Source organism: Micromonospora sp. NPDC049274, from assembly GCF_040678875.1.
Classification (GTDB): domain Bacteria; phylum Actinomycetota; class Actinomycetes; order Mycobacteriales; family Micromonosporaceae; genus Micromonospora.
Genome location: NZ_JBFAQS010000008.1, coordinates 58,498 through 79,781, shown reverse-complemented (window position 1 = coordinate 79,781; position 21,284 = coordinate 58,498). Strand labels below are relative to the sequence as shown.

Below are 21,284 nucleotides of genomic sequence, written 5' to 3'. Positions count from 1 at the left end.
AGTTCACCGGGGGCCGGCGGTCGACGGAAGGACGCTGTCGTGCCCAGGACCAGGCTCAGCCAGCGGCGCGTTCGCCGCGTACTGCTCCCTCTACTCACCGCCGTCGCGCTGGTGCTCGCCGGTGGAGTGCCCGCGTACGCGGAGCCCGGTGAGGGTGGCACCAAGAAGTTGCAGGACGCGCTGGAGCTGACCGCCAAGGGCCACATCGAGGCCAAGGCCAAGCTGGACAACTCCAAGCGCCGGCAGACGGCGTTGACCGGGGAGCTGAAGGCCGTCGAGGGTCGGCTGGTCGTGCTCAGCGCCCAGGTGGGCGAGGTGGCCGCGCAGTCCTACCGGGTCGGTCGGCTCACCCCGGCGGCGATGCTGCTCAACACGGCCACGCCGCAGGCGCTCCTGCAACGCGCCGCCGACCTCGACCTGATGGCCCAGCGGGACAGCAAGCGGCTGCGCGATCTCACCGAGGCCCGGCAGGAGGCCCAGCAGGCCAAGATCGCCATCGACACCGAGGTTCGTGAGCAGCAGAAGCAGCTCGCCGTGATGGCGAAGAAGAAGAAGGAGGCCGAGGCGGCGCTCGCCGAGGTCAGCTCGGGCACCAGCAACGGGTTCAGCGGCGGCAGCTCCGCGTCGGCGAAGCCGGCCCCGCGCAACTCCGACGGGTCCTGGCCCTCGGAGTCCTGCTCCGTGAAGGATCCGACGACGTCCGGCTGCATCACCCCGCGCACCCTCAACGCGCTCAAGCAGACCCAGGCCGCCGGCTACAAGCGGTACGTCTCCTGCAAGCGCAGCGGTGGCGGAGGCGAGCACCCCAAGGGCCGGGCCTGCGACTTCTCGGCCGCCGCGGGCGGCTTCCAGGACAAGAACGCGACAGGCGGCGACAGGGCGTACGGGGACAGCCTGGCCGCCTGGCACGTGCGCAACGCCGACCGGCTGGGTGTGCTCTACGTGATCTGGTATCGGCAGATCTGGCATCCGGGCACCGGGTGGCGGTCGTACAGCGGCAGCGGCAGCCCGGCCGCCAGCCACACGAACCATGTTCATCTCTCGATGTACTGACCCGCGACGTCAGCTTCGCTGCGTACCATCGCGACGATGAGCACCTCACCGTCCGACGTCGCGACCACGACGGTCGCCTCGGACCCGTCCACGCCGGTCACCGGCCGGGCGTTGCCGGGCGGCCTGGCCGCCTTCCTGGTCTTCTTCGCAAGCGGCGCCGTGCTGGTGCTGGAGACTGTCGCGCTGCGCCTGGTCGGCCCGTACGTGGGGGTGACGCTCCAGGTGACCAGCTCGGTCATCGGCATCGCGTTGGCCGCGATCGCGTACGGGGCGTGGTCCGGCGGCTGGCTCGCCGACCGGCGCGACCCGCGCGGTCTGCTGGCACCCGCGCTGGTGCTGGCCGGGATCGCCACGGCGGTGACCCTGCCCGTGGTGCGCTACGCCGGGGAGGTCCTGCGGGGTGGGGCGGCAAGCGCCATCCTGCTGCTGGTGGCGCTCGCCGTGTTCGTGCCGGCGGCGCTGCTGGCCGCGGTCACGCCGCTTGTGGTGAAGCTGCAACTCGCCGACCTGCGCCGCACCGGCCAGGTGGTCGGCCGGCTGTCCGGCATCGGCACCCTGGGCGGCATCACGGCCACCCTGCTCACCGGCTTCGTGCTGGTCGTCGCCCTACCCAGCACTGTCATCGTGCTGGCCCTGGCGGTGGCACTCGGGCTGGTCGGCCTCGGCCTCGGCTGGTATCTGCGCCGCCAGGCGTCCACTGAGCTGCCTGGTCCGGCCCGCACCCGGGCGGCGCTGGCCGTGCTGGGCCTGGTCGGGGCGGGGCTGTCCACAGTCGCGCCGAACCCGTGCGACATCGAGACCGCGTACCACTGCGCCCGGGTCACCACCGATCCGGCCCGGCCCAGCGGCCGGACGCTGCTGCTCAACTCGGCCCAGCACTCGTACGTCGACCTGGCCGACCCGAAACACCTGGAGTACGCGTACACCAAGTGGATCGGCGCGGTCGCCGACGTGGCCGCGCCGGCCGGGCAGCGGTTGGACGCGCTGCACCTGGGCGGCGGCGGGTTCACCGTGCCGACGTACCTGACCGCCACCCGGCCGGGCACCGACAACCTGGTGTTCGAGATCGACGGCGGGCTCGTCGAGCTGGACGAGCGGGAGCTGGGCGTACGCCCGGGGCCGGGGTTGCGGGTGGTGGTGGGTGACGCCCGGATGCTTGTCGCCGGTGAGCCGGCGGACAGCCGGGACCTGGTCGTCGGTGACGCGTTCGGTCACCTGGTGGTGCCCTGGCACCTGGCGACCCGGGAGATGGCCGCCGACATCCGGCGGGTGACCCGCCCCGGCGGTGTCTACGTGCAGAACGTCATCGACTACCCGCCGCTGCGGTTCATCCGCGCCGAGCTGGCCACGGTGGCCGCCGAATTCACCCACGTCGCGCTGATCGCCCCGCCGGAGGCGCTCGCCGAGGAACGGGGCAGCAACTTCCTCATCGTCGGCTCCGACGCGCCGCTGCCGCTGGCCGCGATCCGTGCCCGCCTCGACGAGGTCGACAGGAGCGTCAGCCTGCTCTCCGGCGCGGACCTCACGGACTTCGTCGGTACGGCAATGGTGCTGACCGACGACTACGCGCCGGTGGACCAACTGCTGGCGACCGCCTGATCGGGTGAAATTCCTGACCGATTCCGATCCTTGAGGTGTAGCCCGGTCGCCTGCGGGCAACAACGGCCACCATGGGCGGTGGGGACCGGAACGGCGCGCAACTGCTCGATGAGCGGTACAGGCTCATCGAGCAGCTCGGCGCGGGCGGCATGTCGGTGGTCTGGCGCGGTTACGACGAGGTGCTGGGCCGCCAGGTCGCGGTGAAGGTGCTGGCCTCGCGGCTGGCCAGCGACCGGGCCTTCCGGCACCGGATCCGCGTCGAGGCGCAGGCCGCCGCGCGCCTCTGCCACCCCAACATCACCAACGTGTACGACTACGGCGAGTCCCACCAGGTCGGCCTGACCGTGCCGTACGTGGTGATGGAGCTGGTCGACGGTGGTTCGCTCGCCGGTCGACTCGGCCGGGAGGTGCGGCTGCCGTGGCGTGAGGCGGTGACGATCGGCGCGGAGGTCAGCTCCGCGCTGGCCACCGCGCACGGTCGCGGGGTCGTGCACCGCGACGTCACCCCGGGCAACGTCATGCTCACCTCGACCGGGGTGAAGGTTGTCGACTTCGGCATCTCCGCGCTGGTCGGGGAGAGCGAGAAGGGGCCGGACGGCGCGTTGCTGGGCACGCCCGCGTACCTCGCGCCGGAACGGCTGGACAACGGGCAGGTCTCGCCGGCCACCGACGTGTACGCCGTGGGGCTGCTGCTCTACCGGATGCTCACCGGTCGGCTGCCGTGGGAGGCGAACACGACCACGCAGATGCTGCGGGCGCACATGTACAGCGAGCCGGACCCGATGCCGGCGGTACCCGGGCTGCCCGACGAGGTGACCGACCTGGTGCGGCGCTGCCTGGCCAAGCGTCCCGCCGACCGACCGGCCACCGCCGAACTGGCCCGGACCCTCGCCGAGGCGGCCGGAATGCTGGCGGCGGTGCCGGTCTCGCCGGCGGGCGGTCCGCTGGACCCCGCCGCCCTGGCCAACGCCGGCACCACGATCCTGCCCTGGTCGGCCGAGACGGACGCGCTTCCGCTGTCGCGTACCCGGCGTAGCCGCGCCGGACGGGTGAACCGGCGGCGACGGGTGGAGGCCGGAGTGGCAGCCGTCGGGCTGATCGCGGTCACCGGGGCGATGTGGGGGTTCACCTCCCGCAGCCCGGCCAGCGGGGAGGACCGGCCCACGACCGAGGCACGGATGGGCCTGCCCGAGACCGCGCCCTGCGAGGTGGCGTACGCGCTGCGTACCGACTCCGGCAAGGACTTCACGGCCGAGCTGACCCTGACCAACACCAGCGGCCGCGAGCTGCGCGACTGGACGATGCACTTCACGTTCCCCGGCCAGCAGAAGGTGACGAAGGCGCAGCCCGCTCCGGTGCAGCAGCAGGGCGGCACGGTGCAGATCCGGCCCGCGGCACAGCGGACGAGCCTGGCGCCCGGCGCGGCCGAGAAGCTCACCCTGGCCGGGACGTACAGCGGGGCGAACCCGCTGCCGGTGGAGTTCCGGCTCGGCGAGGCCACCTGCGGAGTACGCGTCTCGGGGGTGGCGGGGACGGCCCCGATCACGGCTCCGCCGAGCAAGGCGGCCCCGCCGAAGGCCCCGGCGAAGAAGACGACGAAGATGGCGCCCAAGGCGCCGACCGCACCGAAGGCACCGGCGAAGGCCGCACCCAAGCCTGAGAAGCCCGGCAAGGGGAAGGGGCCGGGTGGTCCGGGAAAAGGGTGAAGGCCCCCGCGGGGCACGGCGCGCACCGGAAGTGATGGGTCAGCGCCGCCCCGCGAACCGCTGCACCTGCTCGATCCCGCCCTCCACGACCAGCACCCCACCCTCCGGCAGTTCGGTGTCGTCCGAGGCGTACCGGAAACGCTCACCCGGCACCTTCGCGCCGATCACCCGGACCCCGTAGCGCTCGTCCGGGCGCAGGTCGAGCAGCGTACGGCCGACAAGCGACTGCGGCACCCGGACGGTGGCGATAGCGAAGTCGTCGTCGAACTCGATGAAGTCGAGCAGCCGGCTGACGATCAGGTGTGCCACCCGATCCCCGGTCTCCGCCTCCGGGAAGATCACGTGGTGCGCGCCGACCGACGACAGGATCTTCGCGTGCTTCTGCGAGGTGGCGCGGGCCCAGATCTGCGGCAGACCCAGCTCGACAAGCGCCAGCACGGTGAGCACGCTCGCTTCCACCGATGCCCCGATGGCCACCACCGCCCGGCCGAAGCCGGGAACGCCGAGCTGCCGCAGGGCGTTCTCCTCGGTCGCGTCCGCCTGGACCACCCGGTCGAGCTGGGTCGAGAAGCGCTGCACCTGATCCGGGTCGCGGTCGATGGCCAGCACCTCACGGTCCATCCGGGTGAGAGCACCGGCCAGGTGGCAGCCGAACCGACCCAGCCCGATCACCACGATGCCGCTGCCGTCCGATCGTCTCGCCGACACCTCGACCCTCCTCGTCAGCCGACAATGGGTTGTTCCTGTGGATAGCGGTAGAGCTTGTGCCTGGTGTTCAGGGCGATCGCCGACCCGAGGGTGAGCGGCCCGACCCGGCCGATGAACATCAGCACGGTCAACACCACCTGGCCGCTGGCCGGCAGCTCGGCGGCCAGACCGATGGTCAGCCCGGTGGTGCTGAACGCGGAGGTGACCTCGAACAGGGCGGCGACGAACCGCACGCCCTCGGTGAGCAGCAGCAGGACCATCGTTCCGGCCGTGACCAGCGCGACGCTGAGCAGGGCCACGGTGACGGCCTGCCGCTGGCTGGCGTTGGCCACCCGGCGGTGCCCGACCGTCACGTCGGGTTCGCCGCGCAACTCGGCCCAGATGGTGAACGCCAGCAGGAAGAACGTGGACACCTTGATGCCACCGGCCGTGCTGGCGCTGCCGCCGCCGATGAACATCAGCACGATCAGCAGGGGGTAGCTCTCCTCCTGCAGGTCCGCGATGTTCAGCACGTTGAAGCCGCCGGTACGGCTCAACGCGATCTGGGTGAACGACGCGAGCACCTTGCCCTCGGCGTCGTACGAGCCGATGGTGCTGACGTTTGTCCACTCGGCGGCGAGCAGGCCGGCGACACCGAGCAGCACCAGCGCCACGCTGCCCCAGATGGTCAGCTTGGTGGCCACCGCCCAGCCCGCCGGCCTACGCCACTCGCGTACGGCCTCGAACAGGGCGGGAAACCCGAGCCCGCCGACGATGGCACCGAACGCCAGCGGCAGCGACACCCACGGGTCACGATCGAACGCCAACAGGCCGTCGGTGTAGAGCGAGAAACCGCCGTTGTTGAACGCTTGGACGGCGTGGAACACGCCCGACCAGAGGGCCCGACCGGGCGTGTAGTCGTACGCCCACCGGAGCCGGCCGGCGACCACCGCGGTCATCACCGCCTCGCAGGCGAAGACGGTGATCGCGATCCGGCGCAGCAACCGGGCCACGTCGCCGATGCCGAACTCCGCGGTCTCGGCCTGCACCAACAGCCGGTTACGCAGACCGAGCTGGCGCGAGACGACGAGGATGACGAGCGCCGCGACGGTGAGGATGCCGAGACCGCCGAGCTGGGTGAGCAGGGTGATCACCAACAGGCCCCAGCCGGACCAGTAGTTGGGGGTGTCGGTGACGGCCATGCCGGTGACGGACAGCGCCGAGGTGGCGGTGAACAGGGCCGTGATCAGGGGTGGACGCTGGTGCTGGACTGTCGACCAACGTGCCAGCAGCAGCCCGGTGCCGAGCAGGATCGGCACCAGGAACCCTAGCGGCACCAGCCGCACGGGGTTGCGGAGTAACCGGCGCACCAGACAATCTTCCTTTTCCGGGTGCCCGCCCGAGTGGGAACGCCCATTCCGGAGATTCACCTGCCGTCCAGCCATCGACCAACTCCCGGTCAATCGCGGGCGGTCTGCTGTCTGCGACATCCCCCAAGGACAGGAGACGGCGTTGCGACGTACCCTCTCGACCCTCGGTGTGGCCGGCGTGCTGCTCGCGGCGGCAGTGGCCGTGCCCACGATGGCCGCCGCCGACCCCTCGACCGGGGCGGCCCGCGCCCGAGGCATCGACCGGCCGATCGTGATCGGTCATCGGGGCGCCAGCGGCTACCGCCCGGAGCACACCCTGGAGGCGTACCGGCTGGCGATCCGGATGGGTGCCGACTACATCGAGCCGGACCTGGTGTCCACCTCCGACGGTGTTCTGGTCGCCCGGCACGAGAACGAGATCTCCGGCACCACCGACGTGTCGGCGCACCCGGAGTTCGCCGCCCGCAAGACGACGAAGACCATCGACGGCGCCGCCGTGACCGGCTGGTTCACCGAGGACTTCACCCTGGCCGAGCTGAAGACGCTGCGGGCCAAGGAGCGGCTGCCGCAGGTACGCGTCGCGAACACCGCCTTCGACGGACGTTTCGAGGTGCCCACCCTCCAGGAGGTCATCGACCTGGCACGGACCGAGGGGCGGACACGGGGCCGCACCATCGGCATCTACCCGGAGACCAAGCACCCGACCTACTTCACGTCGATCGGCCTGCCGCTGGAGGAGCCGCTGCTGAAGGTGCTGCGACAGAACAAGCTGGACCACAAGAAGTCGCCGGTCTTCATCCAGTCGTTCGAGACGGCCAACCTGCGTCGCCTCAGCCGGCTGACCGACGTGAAGCTCGTCCAGCTGCTCGACGCCACCGGCCGCCCGTACGACTTCACAGCCGCCGGCGACACCCGCAGCTACCAGGACCTCGCCACGGCGGCCGGCCTGAAGTGGATCGCCGGGTACGCCGACGGCATCGGGGCGAACAAGAACCTGATCGTGCCCCGGGACGCCGCCGGCGCTCTGCTCGCCCCGACCAACGTGGTACGCGACGCGCACCGCGACGGGCTGCTCGTGCACTCCTGGACGTTCCGCGCGGAGAACCAGTTCCTCCCCGTGGACTTCCGCATCGGCACCGACCCGAACGCGCGCGGCGACATCACGGCCGAGTACGAACTCTTCCTCGGCCTGGGTCTGGACGGCGTCTTCAGCGACCACCCGGACACCGCCGTCGCCGCCCGCGCCGGCCTCTGACCCAGTCCGATCCCCGGCGGGTGTCTCCGCCGAGCTGACCTCGGCCCGGAGCTGATCCGCTCCGAGTCGACCGCCGGGCCGATCACGCCCGGCCCACCCGCTGGCCCGTCGTCCGCCACCCGGACGACGGGCCAGCGACACATCCGGCCCGCCCAGGCACCCGCTGAGGTGCCCGGTCAGGTGGCCTCGCGGGCGTGGGCAGGTGGCTTCGCGGGCGCGGGCAGCACCTCGCGGACGCTATGGAGCTGATGCCGTAAACGAATCGCGCCGCCTACGTCCGCCTACGTCCGCCTACGTCCGCCTACGTCCGCCTACGTCCGCCTATGTCCGCCGACACCGACCCCCACGCTCGCCCCACGCCCACGCACGTGTGCCTGTCCAAGGTCACGCTCGATCCTGGATCGAGTGGTATCGCCGACGCCCCAAGGCCACTACATCCACGATCGAGCACGATCTTGATCGGGCGAAGCGGGGTTCGGAACCGCAACTTCGCCGACGTTGCTGGATCGGGGCCGGTTGAGGCAGCAACATCGGCGAAGTTGCTGTCTCCTCGCCGATCAAGGCAGCAACTTCGCCGATGTTGCGGCGATCTTTGCCTAATGGGCGTCCGAGGGGGGTGCGCTCCGGTGGGAGCGCCCGGGTGGGAGTGTCAGCTGCCGGGGTGCTCGGCTACGTAGGTGCCGCGACCGGGCTGGCCGGTGATCAGTTCGCGGTCGTGCAGCAGTGAGAGCGCCCGCGAGGCGGTGTTCATGTGCACGGCGTAGCTCTCGGCGAGTTCCCGAGTGGAGGGCAGCTTGTCGCCCGGCTTCAGCTCACCGCTCTTGATCTTCGCGGCGAGCTCGTTGGCGATGCGACGATATGGGGCTTCTGCGGTGGGCATGGTGAGGACTCCGGTCGGTTCGGCGTCTTCGATCATGCCGGCCTGCACCAGTTACTGCAACAGGTTGTGGTGTTGCTGCTTCATACCGTCGACCTACACAAGTATTTGGTGTAGGTTGCTGGTGTCCGGCTCCGGTTGGTTCGGCAAACCCTCGGGGTGCGGGCGTGAGATGGGCTCCGCGTTCGTACCGCCGTTATGGGCTGCGGGCGTGGGGCCGGGCGGTCCGGTGGGCGTCCCCTACCCGCACACCGGACCGCCCACCAAGCCGACGAGGAGCAGACGAGGCGAGGGTGGACGAGGTGAAGATGGGCGCGGGGCGGGAACGGTTCGTGGTGCACCTGCCGGTGGTCGCGGAGGACCTGTCGGGGGCGGTGCGCTTCGCTCGGGCGATCACGAGGGCGCTGGGTTTCCTCGCCGACGTGGACCGTGCCGAGACGACGGTGTCGGAAGAGGATGCTCAGGGCGTACGGCATCGGGTTTTCTGTGACCGGTTGCTCGGCGGACGTCGGCGGTGTCCGCGACCGGCCGACCACGACGGGCCCTGCGATTGAGCGGGCGGGCCGGATGGCGCGAGGCGACACACGGCTCGGGCGGTCCGTGGGGGTTCGGGCCATCGGGGGCGCGGGTCACCGGGTGACGGTGCGGCCCGCTGTAACCGCCGGCCATCCCCCTCCCGTTACTTGTGTGTTTCCGCCACATAGCCCGTGGGTGACGTCACTTCTAGCGTGAGCCGACAACACAGCATCCTGTCCTCACCTGGAGTCGCGATGACGGTCCGGCACACGCGGCGGGCGTTCCTCTCCGCCGCCACGATGATGGCCGCGGCGTTGGCCGCCACGGCCTGTGGTAGCCCGCAGGACACCGCCACCGGCGGCGGCGACAGCGCCGCTCCGGTCAAGGTCGGCCTGGTGTACTCCCAGTCGGGAGCCCTGGCCAGCTACGGAAAGCAGTACATGGAGGGGTTCAAGGCGGGGCTGGACTTCGCCACCAAGGGCACCGGCAAGGTGGGTGACCGGAAGATCGAGTTGACCGAGGTCGACGACGCGGGCGACCCGGCCAAGGCCGTCTCGGCGGCGAAGGACCTGATCGGCAAGGGTACGAAGATCATTGCCGGCTCGACCGCGTCCGGTGTGGCGCTCCAGGTCGCGCCGATCGCGGCGCAGAACAAGGTCCTGTTCATCTCCGGCCCGGCCGCGACCGACGCGGTGACCGGGGCGAACAAGTACACGTTCCGTTCCGGGCGGCAGTCCTACCAGGACGTGGTGACCGCCAAGTCGTTCATCGGCGACCCGGCCGGCAAGAAGGTAGTGGTCTTCGCCCAGGACGGCGCGTTCGGCGACGCCAACGAGGCGGCCGTCAAGGCCGTCATCGGCAGCGCGGGCGCCACCGTGAGCAGCGTCCGGGCGCCGGCGAGCGCCACCGAGTTCACGCCGTTCGCCAGCCAGATCAAGACCGCCAAGCCGGACCTGCTCTTCGTCGCCTGGGCCGGCACCACCGCCCCGGCCATGTGGCAGACGCTCGACCAGCAGGGCGTGCTCTCCTCCACCACTGTCGTCACCGGCCTGGACATCCGGGCCTCCTGGCCGACGTTCGGGGCAGCCGGCGCGAAGATCTCCTTCCTGTCGCACTACTTCGACGGCGCGTCGGACACCGAGGCCAGCAAGGCGCTCAAGGCCAAGGTGAACACCATCGACCTCTTCCACCCGGACGGTTTCGCCGCAGCCCAGATGGTGGTCCGCGCGGTGCAGGAGGGAGGCGACGACGTCGACAAGATGGTCACCGCGCTGGAGGGCTGGAGCTTCGACGGGGTCAAGGGAAAGATGACCATCCGCGCGGCCGACCACGCGCTGCTCCAGCCGATGTTCCAGGCGAAGCTGACCGGAAGCGGCACGGCCTTCACGGCTACCGCGCAGAAGAGCCTCACCGGTGACGAGACCGCGCCGCCGGCCGTGGCCATGAAGGGCTGACCATGCTCGCCACCCGCGGTCTGACCTGGCGGATCGGTGAGGTCGCCATCGTCGACAGCGTCTACCTCGACCTGGCGCCCGGGGAGTTCCTGGGCGTCATCGGGCCGAACGGCGCCGGCAAGACCTCACTGTTCAACCTGATCACCGGCCTGCGCCGGGCCACGGAGGGCCGGGTCGTCCTGGACGGGCAGGACATCGGGGAGCTCCCGCCGCACCGGCGGGCCCGCCTCGGTCTGGGCCGTACCTTCCAGGCGTCCTCGGTCTTCGGCTCGCTGAGCGTGCGGGAGAACGTCCGGCTCGCCGTGCAGGCGCACCGCGGGGGCTCGATGGCGCTGTGGCGGCGGGCGGCGGCCGACCGGGAGGTCGCCGCCGCCGCCGACGCGGCGCTCGACCGGGTCGGCCTCGCCCACCGGGGTACGGCACTGGCCGGCACCCTGGCCCACGGCGAGAAGCGCAAGCTGGAGATCGCCCTGCTGCTCGCCGGTGAGCCGCGGGTGATGCTGCTCGACGAGCCGATGGCCGGCGTCAGCGCCGAGGACGTGCCCGAGCTGGTCGCCGTCATCAAGTCGTTGACCGGCGACAGCGGCCGGGCGGTGCTGATGGTCGAGCACCACATGGACGTCATCCTGGAGCTGGCCGACCGGATCGCCGTCATGCACCACGGCGCGCTGCTGGCCTGCGACACCCCGGAGACGGTGATGGCGAACCCCACCGTGCAAGAGGCCTACCTCGGGGAGGCGCTGTGAGCGAACCCGTTCTCACCGTGGAGGACCTGTCGGTCCGGATCTCCGGGCTGCACATTCTCCAGGGGGTGTCGTTCACCGTCGCGCCGACCGGCGTGACAGTCCTGCTCGGTCGCAACGGGGTCGGCAAGACCACCACGCTGCGGGCGATCGTCGGCCTCACCCCGCCCGCCGGGGAGGTCCGCGGCACCATCCGCATGGGCGCGCAGAGCCTGCTGGCCCGGCCCACGCACCGGCTGGTCCGTGGTGGGCTCGGCTACGTGCCCGAGGACCGTTGCGTGTTCGCCGGCCTCACCGTCGCCGAGAACCTGCGGCTCGCCGAGCGGCGCGGCACCACCCCGGCGTACGACAAGGTTTTCGCGCTCTTCCCGGAGCTGGACCGGCGCGGACGGCAACGGGCGGGCTCGCTCTCCGGTGGGCAGCAGCAGATGCTCGCGATCGGGCGGGTGCTGCTCAACGACAACCGGCTGCTGCTTGTCGACGAGCCGACCAAGGGGTTGGCGCCAAAGGTGGTGACCGAGGTGGCCGAGGTGTTGGAACGGGTCGCGGAGTCGGTGCCGGTGCTGCTCGTCGAGCAGAACCTGGCAGTCGTACGTCGACTGGCCCGCGACGCGGTGGTGCTGGCCGCCGGCAGGGTGGCCTGGACCGGCGACGCCCACGAGCTGCTGCTGGAGACCGCGTTGACGAAGTCGCTGCTGGGTGTCGGCTCGGCGGAGGTGAGCTCGCCGAGCGCGAGGAGTGAGCTTGCGAGCCCCGCAGTCGCGAGGAAGGACCGACTCTGATGGGGACCGTGATCCTGTTGGCGTTGACCGGGCTCGGTCTGGCGGCGCTGTACTTCCTCGTCGCGTCGGGCCTGTCCCTGGTCTTCGGCCTGGCCGACGTGCTCAACTTCGCGCACGGTCTGTTCCTCGGCGTCGGCGCGTACGGCACCTGGTGGGCTGCGGGCAACCTGCCGGGTGCCGGCCCGGACGGGTTCGGCTTCGTGTTCGCTGTCGCCTTCGGGGTGGCCGCCGGCACGCTTGTGGCGATCCTTGTGGAGTTGGTGCTGATCCGCCCGCTCTACTCCCGCACGATCGAGCAGGTGCTGGTGACCGTCGGCCTGTCCCTGGCCGGGGTGGCGCTGCTGCAGGCCACGTGGGGTGCGGACGCGCGCACCTTCCCCCGCCCCGACTGGACCCGGCAGGTCACCGGGATCCTCGGCGCGCAGGTGCCCAACGGTGGCCTGCTGCTGATCGTCGCGGCGGTGCTGGTGCTCGGCGCGATCCTGGCGTTCCTGCGCTGGACCCGGTACGGCCTGGTGATCCGGGCCGGTGTGGAGAACCGGGAGATGGTGACCGCGCTCGGCATCGACGTGCGCAAGGCGTTCACGCTTGTCTTCGCCATCGGCGGGGCGGCAGCAGCGCTCGCCGGTGCGCTCGGCGGGGTCTACTTCGGCACCGTCTCGCCCGGCCAGGGCGGCTCGCTGCTGATCTTCGCGTTCATCGTGGTGGTGATCGGCGGGATGGGCTCGGTGGTCGGCTCCGCGTACGCCGCGGTCGTCGTGGGCCTGGTGCAGCAGTTCGTCAACTACTACGGCACGTCCGGGCTGGGCGACATCTGCGTGGTCGGGTTGCTGGCCGTCGTGCTGCTGCTGCGCCCGCAGGGCATCGCCGGAAAGGTGGCAACGGCATGACGGTGATCGACGCGCCTCCCGCACAGGTGCCTGACGAACTGAGTCCGCAGCGGGGGCGGTGGCACCGGATCCGCCCGTTCCTGCCGCTCGTCGCGCTGGCGGTGCTGGCGATCCTGCCGTACTCGACGATGTCCCTGCCGGGGATCTTCGAGGGGCCGGTCAACTCACCCGGCACCCTGCAACTGCTCGCCATCTGCCTGATCTTCGGCGGCCTGGCGGCCGGGTACGACCTCCTCTTCGGCCGGACCGGCATGCTGTCCTTCGGGCACGCGCTGTACTTCGCGGCCGGGGTGTACGGCACCGACATCCTCGTCACCCGGGCCGGCCTGCCGCTGTGGCAGGCGGCGCTGCTGACCATCACCGGCGGCACGATCCTCGCCGCGCTGCTCGGCGCGGTGGCCCTGCGGACCGTGGGCATCGCGTTCGCCATGGTGACGCTCGCCTTCGCGCAGGTCGGGGCGATCCTGGTGGCCCGGGACTTCGGCGGCCTCACCGGCGGCGAGGAGGGCCTGCCGCTGGACGTGTCCGGGCTGCCCGCCGGCCTGGTGGGGGTGACCAACACGGTCAACCTGTACTGGCTCGCGCTCGCGTACCTGACGCTCGTGGTCTTCGTGGTGCACCGGGTGAGCGGGTCACCTACCGGTCGGGTGCTCGCCGGGCTGCGCGACGACGAGCGGCGGATCGGCGTGCTCGGGCTGGACCCGTACCGCTACAAGCTGGTGGCGTTCACCCTGGCCGGCGGGCTGGCCTCGGCGGGTGGGGTGGTCTACGTCCTCATCGTCGGCGGCGCGTCACCGCACATCACGTCCTCCGAGCTGACCCTGTCGCTGCTGGTCATGGTGGTGCTCGGCGGGCCGGGCACCCGGTGGGGGCCGGTGCTCGGCGGCGTCCTCTACATGTACCTGGACCACCGGCTTACCGCCTTCGGCACGAGCGACGCGGTCGACAACCTCCCGGCCTTTCTCAGCCGTCCGCTGAGCCAGCCCCTGTTCGTCCTGGGCACGGTCTTCATCCTGGCGGTGTACTTCTTCCCCGGAGGCATAACCAGCCTGGCCCCCCGCCTCGCCCCCCGCCTGTCCCACCTGACCAGAACCCTCCGCCCCCCACGCTGACCCCCACCCCACCCCACCCCACCCCACCCCACCCCCACCCCCGTCGATCATGGAGTTATTGCCACGACACGCCGTATCGGATGGCGATAACTTCATGATCGACGGGGTTCTCCGCTGTCCGCGACACTGAGGAGGGCGGCGGCCCCCCGTGCGGCCGCCGCCCTCCTGTGTCGTGGGTCAGCCGTTCAGCATCTCGTACGCCATCGCCGGCGCCTTCGTGGCGGCGGCGCCGGTCGGCACGCTGATCTTCGGCGCGCTGCCGTATTCGGCGTACTTGACGACGTAGTCGTACGCCTTCGCCTTGCCGGCGGCGGGCATCTTCAGCGTCAGCGAGGCCAGGTGCTTGTCCGCGCCGACGACGGCGGTGAACGGCACCTTCTTGGCGGCCTCGCCGAGGGCGGCCGCCTCGCCGTCCTCCAGCGCCTTCGCCGCCTCCGTCTCGCTCACGTCGATGAACCCGACGTACTGGCCGGGACTCTTCTCCTCGACCGAGGTGGCCGCCTGAATGAGCGGCCCGGCGTTGCCCTGGTCCACGCCGTCGTAGGCGGGAATGTCAACGGCGCCGGTCAGCTTCTTCGGGTCCAGCTTCATCCACTTGTCGGGGAACTTCGGGAGGCCGGGGCGGCCGCTGAACTTCGCCTTCACCCAGTTCTGATCCTCGATCACCAGGAACGACATCTTCACGACGATGCCGTCGGAGTCCGCCGGCATGGCCATGTTGAGCTCGAACCCCTTGGCCGCCGGGTCGATCCGGCCGCTGATCGTGCTCGTCGCGTCCTTGCCGCTGAACCGGAACGCCCCCTCGGTGCCATCCGGAACGGCCTCCAGGAGCGCCTCCTTCGGGCTGGCGCTCGGGCTGGCGGACGGGCTGCTCTGCGGTGCCGCAGCCGGTTCGCTCTTCGGCCCGCAACCCGCGAGCAGGGTGGTCGCGGCCAGCACGGCGGCGGCCGTACCGACCGTCCGTCGGATGGTGCCGGGGGTGCCCGTTGCCTGTGTCATCACACTTCTCTTTCTCGCTGCCTGGCTTCTGCCGACGACGATGCTGCCGGCCGGCACGGCGGATCGGCTGCCGATATGCTGCCGTCCGGCTGCCGGGCACTGCCGTCCGGCGCTCCCGGGGGTGTCAGGAGCGGAAACTCGCATGTCAGGACAGCTGCGTTTCGAGATCCTCGGGCCTCAGCGGGCCTGGTACGCAGACCGGGAGATCGACCTCGGTCCCGGTAAGCAGCGCGCGGTGTTCGCCGTACTGCTGCTCTCCGCCGGCCGTCCGGTGTCCACCGGGCAGATCGTCGACGCGGTCTGGCCGGAGGAGCCGCCCGCGAACGGCCCGAACGTCGTGCAGAAGTACGTGGCCGGACTGCGCCGGGTACTGGAACCGGACCGGTCGCCGCGTACGCCGGGACAGGTGCTCAGCCTGACCGACGCCGGCTATCTGCTGCGGGTGGACCCCGAGGCCGTGGACGCGGTCCGCTTCGAACGGGGCGTGCAGGCCGCCCGCCAGCGGCACGCGACAGGGCGTACGGAGCAGGCGCTGAGTGAGCTTGCCACCGCCCTGGACCTCTGGCAGGGGGAGCCGTTCACCGGCTTCACCGGGCCGATCTTCGAGGCGGCCCGGCAGCGGCTGGTGGAGTTGCGGGCCGTGGCGCTGGAGACCCGGGCCGAGCTGACGTTGGACCTCGGGCGGCACCGCGAGACGGTCGGTGAGCTGGTGGAACTGGTGTCCGAGTTCCCCGTCCGGGAACGGCTGCGGCACCAGCTCATGCTGGCGCTCTACCGCAGTGGGCGGCAGGCGGAGGCTCTCGCCGCCTACCGGGAGTTCGGCGAGCTGCTCCGCGAGGAGTACGGCATCGAGCCGGGCGAGGCATTACAGGAACTGCACCGGCGCATCCTCCGCTCGGACCCCAGGCTGACACCTGCCAAACCGACGCCGACGCCGACGCCGACGCCGACGCCGACGCCGACGCTGACTCCGACGCCGCCCGAAGCCGGGCCGGGCACGTCGCCGCCGACCACCGGGCTCGCGTCCGAACCGCCGACGTCAGGTGGGGCGCCGGTGCCGTCTCCGCGGACCGGCGGCACGTCCGGTGTCCCCCCGTCGCTCCTGGCGGACCTGTCCGCCACAGCACCACCGTCGGCGCCCGCCCGCCCGGACGCGCCCCCCTTGTCGAACAAGACCGTCCGGATCCTCGGTACGGCGCTCGTCCTGCTCTCCTTCGGCTGCCTGACCTGGCTGGTGGTCCTGGCCTACGCCGCCTGGCGGCGGAGTTGGCGGCTCGCCTTGGCCGGCGTCGGGTACCTCGTCGTGCTCGTCGCCGAGATCGCCCTACTCGAGCTCGACGCCCCCGAGGAGGAGGTGTCCGGCCCGGTCGCGGCGTCGTTCCTGGGCCTGGCCTTCATCACCTGGCTGTTCGGGGCGGCGCAGGTGGCCCTGCTCGGCAGTGCGCTCTGGACGGCGATCATCGACCGCCCGGGCAGCGCACGGGATCGTGTCGGCGAGGAGCGACGCCTTCGTCGGGAACACGCCAGGTACCTGCTCTACCACTACCCGGCCGCTCGCGGGGAGTTGCGCCTCGGACGGCCTGACCTGCCCCGTACCTTCGACGACGGCGGTCTGATCGACGTCAACGCGGTTCCGGAGCAGGCGCTCGCCGGGCTGCCCGGGCTGACACCCGAGCAGGGCCGGTTGATCGTGATGGACCGGTGGCTGCGCGGCCCGTACGCGTCGATGGAAGAACTCGCGGCGCGCTGCCTGCTGCCTCCGCACGCCACCGAGCCACTTCGCGACCTGTTGCTCTTCCTACCCCCGGCGTCCCAGCCCGACGAGGCGCGCACGGCCGGATCGTGACCGGAACCTCCCGCGCGGCCCGGGGTTCTGACGTACGGCGCTGGTAGAAATGCCGGATGGGCGACGAGCGGGCGGCGGTACGGGAGCGGGCCGAGGCGGTGCTGCGCCGGCTGGCCGGTGAGCACGCCCGACTGCGCGAGGATCAGTGGCGGGCCATCGAGGCGCTTGTCGTCGACAGGCGACGGGTGCTCTGCGTGCAGCGGACCGGTTGGGGCAAGTCGGCTGTCTACTTCGTGGCCACCGCCCTGCTGCGCGACAGCGGGCAGGCCGACCAGGCCGGGCCGACGGTCATCGTGTCGCCGCTGCTGGCGCTGATGCGCAACCAGGTCGAGGCGGCCGCTCGGGCCGGCATCCGGGCTCGCACGATCAACTCGGCGAACCTCGACGAGTGGGCCGAGATCACCGCAGAGATCCAGACCGGCGCGGTGGACGTGCTGCTGATCAGCCCCGAGCGGCTCAACAACCCGGACTTCCGCGACGGCGTCCTGCCGAAGTTGGCCGCGACCACCGGCCTGCTGGTGGTCGACGAGGCGCACTGCGTCTCCGACTGGGGGCACGACTTCCGGCCCGACTACCGCAGACTGCGGACGTTCCTCGCCGAGCTGCCCGAGCGCACCCCCGTGCTGGCCACCACCGCGACCGCCAACGCCCGGGTCACGCAGGACGTGGCCGAGCAGTTGGGCGACGCCCTCGTCCTGCGCGGCACGCTGGACCGCGAGTCGCTGCGCCTCGGTGTGCTCGACCTGCCCAGCCCGGCGCACCGGCTGGCCTGGCTCGCCGACCACCTGGATCAGCTCCCCGGCTCGGGCATCGTCTACACGCTCACAGTCGCGGCAGCGGGGGAGACGGCCGAGTTCCTGCGCTCCCGGGGCTACCCGGTCTCCTCCTACAGCGGGCAGACCGACGACGCCGACCGGCGGGCCGCCGAGCAGGACCTGCTCGACAACAAGATCAAGGCGCTGGTCGCCACCAGCGCGCTCGGCATGGGCTTCGACAAGCCCGACCTGGGCTTCGTCGTCCACCTCGGCGCGCCGCCGTCGCCGATCGCCTACTACCAGCAGGTCGGCCGCGCCGGCCGCGCCGTCGAGCACGCCGAGGTGCTGCTCCTGCCCGGCATCGAGGACGCCGCCATCTGGCGCTACTTCGCCTCCCTGGCGTTCCCACCGGAGCAGCAGGTCCGTGCCGTGCTGGCCGCCCTGCACACCGACCGCCCGCTCTCCACCCAGGCCCTCGAACCCCTCGTCGACCTGCGCCGGGCCCGCCTCGAGCTGATGCTCAAGGTGCTCGACGTGGACGGCGCGGTCCGCCGGGTGCGCGGTGGTTGGCTCGCCACCGGCGAGCCCTGGGTCTATGACGAGGCCCGGTTGCGCCGCGTCGCCGAGGCGCGCACCGTCGAGCAACAGGCCATGCGGGAGTACGCGACCACGTCCGACTGCCGAATGCGGTATCTACGGGAACGCCTGGACGACACCGAGGCGACCGACTGCGGCCGGTGCGACAGGTGCGCCGACCCGCTCTTCGCCGCCGACGTGTCGACGGCAGCGCTCGCGGCCGCACAGACCTTCCTGGGCCGCCCCGGCGTGGAGATCGCCCCCAAGAAGCTCTGGCCGACCGGGCTGGACGCGGTGGGCGTACCGCTGAAGGGCCGGATCGCCCCGGCGGACCAGGCGCTGCCCGGCCGCGCGGTCGGGCGCCTCTCCGACCTGGGCTGGGGTGGCCGGCTGCGCGACCTGGTCGGCCCGGAGGCACCGGACGTGCCGGTGCCCGACGACGTCGCCGGCGCGGTGGTCGAGGTGCTGAAGGCGTGGGCGCACGGCGACGACCCGTGGCCCCGCCGTCCGGTCGGGGTGGTCGCGGTGGGCTCCCGCCAGCGGCCCCGGCTGGTCGGCTCGCTGGCCGAGCGGATCGCCGCCGTGGGTCGGCTGCCGCTGCTCGGCGCGGTCACCTCGACCGGTCCCGGCGGGCCGCGCGGCAACAGCGCCCAGCGGGTCCGCGCGCTGCACGACGCCTTCTCGGTACCGGCAGACCTGGCCGACGCGCTGGCCACCCTGGAGGGGCCGGTGCTGCTCGTCGACGACCTGGTCGACTCGGGTTGGACGATGACGATGGTGGCCCGTGCGCTGCGGCGGTCCGGCGCTCCGGATGTGCTGCCGCTGGCTCTCGCCGTGGCCGGCTGATCCGCTGCTCGTGGCGCTCGTGGCGCTCGTGGCGCTCGTGGCGCTCGTGGCGCTCGTGGCGCTCGTGGCGCTCGTGGCCCGGCGGCGGGCCGGCCTCCGGGCCAGAGAGTGCTGGCGGGCCGGGCCTCGTGGACTGGCGCGGGGTGGGCGGCGGGAGCCAGCGGCCCAGCGGTTCGGCCGCCGGGCGGAAAGTTCCCCGGCTGTGCGGATTGCGACGGTCGCCACGCCGTCCCGGCGTCGGGCGGGGCTGGCCGGGCGCGGCGGTACGGTGGCGGCATGACCGATCAGCAGCCCGTGACCCGCGCGTACGCCGTCACTGGCATGACCTGCGCGCACTGTGTGCGTGCGGTCACCGATGAGCTGTCGGCGCTGCCCGGTGTGCGCCAGGTCCAGGTCGACCTGGCGTCCGGCACCGCGACGGTGACCAGCGACAACCCGCTGTCCGACGAGTCGGTGCGGGCGGCCGTCGACGAGGCCGGCTACGTGCTGGACGCTGGCGGTGCCTGAGCAGATCGCCGTCACGCCGGACCGGAGCACCGTCCGGCTGGCGCTGGTGGTCGGCGGGCTGGTGCTCGCCGTGCTGCTCGGCTTCGGCCTCGGCCGCATGAACGGCAGCACCACCACCGGCGGTAGCAGCGGCGGCGCAGCGGCGCTGACCGCCGACCACACCCATCCGCCCGGCACCGGGGCCCATGACCACGGGTCCGTCACGGGCGCCGACCAGGGCGCTGCCGCCGAGCCGGGCGGCCTGTCGGTCAGCTCGGGCGGATACACGTTCGTCCCGCTGGCCACCGAGTTTCCGGCTGGCCGCCCCGGGCAACTCCGCTTCCAGGTCCGCGACGTGCAGCGACGCCCGGTCACCCGGTTCGCCGTCGTGCACGACAAGCCGATGCACCTCATCGTGGTCCGTCGGGACCTGACGGGCTACCAGCACCTGCACCCCACCATGTCACCGGACGGCACCTGGACGGTGCCGGTGACCCTCGCGCAGCCGGGCGCGTGGCGGGCGTACGCCGACTTCACGGTGGTCGCCGACAACGGCGCCCAGAGCGCGCTGACCCTCGGCGTGGACCTGGTCGTGCCGGGCCGATACGAGCCTCGTCCCCTGCCGGCGGCAGCCACCTCGACGACCGTGGACGGGTTCACAGTCGGTTACCAGGGCAGTCCACAGGCCGGCGTCACGGTGCCGCTCACCTTCCGGATCGACGGCGCGGCCGGTGGCGCGGTGCTGCAGCGCTACCTCGGGGCGTACGGGCACCTGGTCGCGCTGCGCGAGGGCGACCTCGGCTACCTGCACGTACATCCGGAACCTGAGTTGGCCGACGGCCAGGTGAAGTTCTGGCTGGCCACCCCGGGGCCGGGCCGTTACCGCCTCTACCTCGACTTCCAGGTAGCCAACAAGGTGCACACCGCCGAATTCACCCTCACAGTCCCCTGACCGGCTGGTAGACCCCCGCGCTCGCTGCGTTGATCATGAAGTTATTGCCACTGCCCGCGGCGTGTCGGGGCAATAACTTCATGATCAACGCGCCGGGGGGGTGGGGGTGGGGGGTTAGGGGTTAGCTGGCGCGGCGGGTGGGGCGGCGGGCCAGGTAGCGCAGCAGGTCGCGGATGTGGTGCTTCTCCTCGGCCGGAACGGCGGGATCGGCCAGCCGGTCCAGGATGGCCCGCACGTCGGCCTCGACCGGGCCGTCGTCGCTGCGACGCCTGGTCACCGAGCCGGTGTCGGGCAGCCCGAGCGCTCGGAACGCGGCAGCCACCGGCAGATCCAGTGCGGCGCAGAAGCCGCGGACCTTGGCCAGCTCGGGGTAATCCTGCCAGTCACCGGCGAGCCAGCGGAACACGGTGGAACGGCCCACGCCCGTGTGCGAGGCGAGATCGGTCACGGTCCATCCGCGCTCGTCGCGAGCGTCATCGATGGCACGCCGGACGAAGCGGGCGAAAGCCATCTGCGGTGATACGTCTGCCGAACCCATCCCGATCTGTCTGTCCCTCCCGGCTGTGCACGGGGAAGTCGCGCTACCCGAGAGTAGTACGCCAGGGGCCGGAAACCACTGACTGACCGCACAAACTGTCCCATGGACGAGACTCCAACTCGGGCAGTATTCGGACCGGCACCGAGCGATCGTCATCGTTCTTCCCGTAAGCTCGGTGCCCGTCCCGGCACGGCGCACGCGCGCCTGCCGCGTCCGCCGGACCACCGTCGAGGAGCACCATG

At 71.7% G+C, this 21,284-nt stretch carries 19 protein-coding genes; 14 read left to right on the top strand and 5 right to left on the bottom strand.

All coding sequences use genetic code 11. The annotated features are described in order from the left end of the window. Positions 1 to 39: 39 nt before the first annotated feature. From AB0K10_RS17060 to AB0K10_RS17050, 3 genes are all read left to right on the top strand, one after another. Entirely contained in the window at positions 40 to 1,053 is a 1,014-nt protein-coding gene (locus AB0K10_RS17060; RefSeq protein WP_363684397.1) for a hypothetical protein, read from the top strand. A 36-nt stretch (positions 1,054 to 1,089) separates the two neighbouring features. Next, positions 1,090 to 2,652, top strand: coding sequence for a fused MFS/spermidine synthase (locus tag AB0K10_RS17055; RefSeq protein WP_363684395.1), 1,563 nt, complete (start codon positions 1,090 to 1,092; stop codon positions 2,650 to 2,652). Between the two features lie 71 nt (positions 2,653 to 2,723). Next, complete coding sequence (locus tag AB0K10_RS17050; RefSeq protein WP_363684393.1) at positions 2,724 to 4,358, top strand: serine/threonine-protein kinase; 1,635 nt, start codon at positions 2,724 to 2,726, stop codon at positions 4,356 to 4,358. Positions 4,359 to 4,397: 39 nt separating this feature from the next. On the opposite strand, the gene AB0K10_RS17045 is transcribed toward AB0K10_RS17050, so the two are convergent. Beyond that, positions 4,398 to 5,066, bottom strand: coding sequence for a TrkA family potassium uptake protein (locus tag AB0K10_RS17045; RefSeq protein ID WP_363684391.1), 669 nt, complete (start codon positions 5,064 to 5,066; stop codon positions 4,398 to 4,400). A gap of 14 nt (positions 5,067 to 5,080) precedes the next feature. Beyond that, complete coding sequence (locus AB0K10_RS17040; RefSeq protein WP_363684389.1) at positions 5,081 to 6,415, bottom strand: potassium transporter TrkG; 1,335 nt, start codon at positions 6,413 to 6,415, stop codon at positions 5,081 to 5,083. Positions 6,416 to 6,557: 142 nt separating this feature from the next. On the opposite strand from AB0K10_RS17040, the gene AB0K10_RS17035 reads away from it, so the two are divergent. Beyond that, the gene (locus tag AB0K10_RS17035; protein ID WP_363684387.1) at positions 6,558 to 7,670 is read left to right on the top strand and encodes a glycerophosphodiester phosphodiesterase; all 1,113 of its coding nucleotides are present in this window, start codon (positions 6,558 to 6,560) and stop codon (positions 7,668 to 7,670) included. Between the two features lie 649 nt (positions 7,671 to 8,319). On the opposite strand, the gene AB0K10_RS17030 is transcribed toward AB0K10_RS17035, so the two are convergent. Next, positions 8,320 to 8,586 carry a winged helix-turn-helix domain-containing protein gene (locus AB0K10_RS17030; RefSeq protein WP_363684385.1) on the bottom strand — a complete coding sequence of 89 codons (267 nt, stop codon included), beginning with the start codon at positions 8,584 to 8,586 and terminating at the stop codon, positions 8,320 to 8,322. A 269-nt stretch (positions 8,587 to 8,855) separates the two neighbouring features. On the opposite strand from AB0K10_RS17030, the gene AB0K10_RS17025 reads away from it, so the two are divergent. From AB0K10_RS17025 to AB0K10_RS17000, 6 genes are all read left to right on the top strand, one after another. After that, entirely contained in the window at positions 8,856 to 9,101 is a 246-nt protein-coding gene (locus tag AB0K10_RS17025) for a hypothetical protein (RefSeq protein WP_363684769.1), read from the top strand. 216 nt (positions 9,102 to 9,317) lie between these two features. Beyond that, positions 9,318 to 10,517 (top strand): substrate-binding domain-containing protein, encoded by a 1,200-nt coding sequence (locus tag AB0K10_RS17020; RefSeq protein ID WP_363684383.1) that lies wholly within the window; start codon positions 9,318 to 9,320, stop codon positions 10,515 to 10,517. 2 nt (positions 10,518 to 10,519) lie between these two features. Further along, positions 10,520 to 11,263: an ABC transporter ATP-binding protein gene (locus tag AB0K10_RS17015; protein WP_363684381.1), complete on the top strand. Its 744-nt coding sequence runs from the start codon at positions 10,520 to 10,522 to the stop codon at positions 11,261 to 11,263. Further along, complete coding sequence (locus tag AB0K10_RS17010; protein WP_363684379.1) at positions 11,260 to 12,042, top strand: ABC transporter ATP-binding protein; 783 nt, start codon at positions 11,260 to 11,262, stop codon at positions 12,040 to 12,042. Before AB0K10_RS17015 ends, AB0K10_RS17010 begins: the two co-directional genes overlap by 4 nt. Continuing rightward, entirely contained in the window at positions 12,042 to 12,932 is an 891-nt protein-coding gene (locus AB0K10_RS17005) for a branched-chain amino acid ABC transporter permease (RefSeq protein ID WP_363684377.1), read from the top strand. Before AB0K10_RS17010 ends, AB0K10_RS17005 begins: the two co-directional genes overlap by 1 nt. Beyond that, positions 12,929 to 14,044 (top strand): branched-chain amino acid ABC transporter permease, encoded by a 1,116-nt coding sequence (locus tag AB0K10_RS17000; protein WP_363684375.1) that lies wholly within the window; start codon positions 12,929 to 12,931, stop codon positions 14,042 to 14,044. The genes AB0K10_RS17005 and AB0K10_RS17000 overlap by 4 nt, the downstream gene beginning before the upstream one ends. Before the next feature lie 177 nt (positions 14,045 to 14,221). Here AB0K10_RS17000 and AB0K10_RS16995 read toward each other — a convergent pair whose 3' ends face one another. Beyond that, the gene (locus AB0K10_RS16995; RefSeq protein ID WP_363684373.1) at positions 14,222 to 15,043 is read right to left on the bottom strand and encodes a hypothetical protein; all 822 of its coding nucleotides are present in this window, start codon (positions 15,041 to 15,043) and stop codon (positions 14,222 to 14,224) included. A gap of 142 nt (positions 15,044 to 15,185) precedes the next feature. Between AB0K10_RS16995 and AB0K10_RS16990 the strand changes: the two genes are divergently transcribed. The 4 genes from AB0K10_RS16990 to AB0K10_RS16975 all read left to right on the top strand — a co-directional run bounded on the left by AB0K10_RS16990 (position 15,186) and on the right by AB0K10_RS16975 (position 20,504). Then, positions 15,186 to 16,889: a BTAD domain-containing putative transcriptional regulator gene (locus tag AB0K10_RS16990; RefSeq protein ID WP_363684371.1), complete on the top strand. Its 1,704-nt coding sequence runs from the start codon at positions 15,186 to 15,188 to the stop codon at positions 16,887 to 16,889. Positions 16,890 to 16,945: 56 nt separating this feature from the next. Continuing rightward, positions 16,946 to 19,066: a DEAD/DEAH box helicase gene (locus AB0K10_RS16985; protein ID WP_363684369.1), complete on the top strand. Its 2,121-nt coding sequence runs from the start codon at positions 16,946 to 16,948 to the stop codon at positions 19,064 to 19,066. A gap of 276 nt (positions 19,067 to 19,342) precedes the next feature. Next, positions 19,343 to 19,573 carry a heavy metal-associated domain-containing protein gene (locus tag AB0K10_RS16980; protein ID WP_363684367.1) on the top strand — a complete coding sequence of 77 codons (231 nt, stop codon included), beginning with the start codon at positions 19,343 to 19,345 and terminating at the stop codon, positions 19,571 to 19,573. Continuing rightward, positions 19,566 to 20,504, top strand: coding sequence for a hypothetical protein (locus AB0K10_RS16975; RefSeq protein ID WP_363684365.1), 939 nt, complete (start codon positions 19,566 to 19,568; stop codon positions 20,502 to 20,504). The genes AB0K10_RS16980 and AB0K10_RS16975 overlap by 8 nt, the downstream gene beginning before the upstream one ends. A gap of 121 nt (positions 20,505 to 20,625) precedes the next feature. Here the strand turns inward: AB0K10_RS16975 and AB0K10_RS16970 are convergent, their stop codons facing one another. Beyond that, complete coding sequence (locus AB0K10_RS16970) at positions 20,626 to 21,042, bottom strand: helix-turn-helix transcriptional regulator (RefSeq protein ID WP_363684363.1); 417 nt, start codon at positions 21,040 to 21,042, stop codon at positions 20,626 to 20,628. Positions 21,043 to 21,284: the final 242 nt, after the last annotated feature.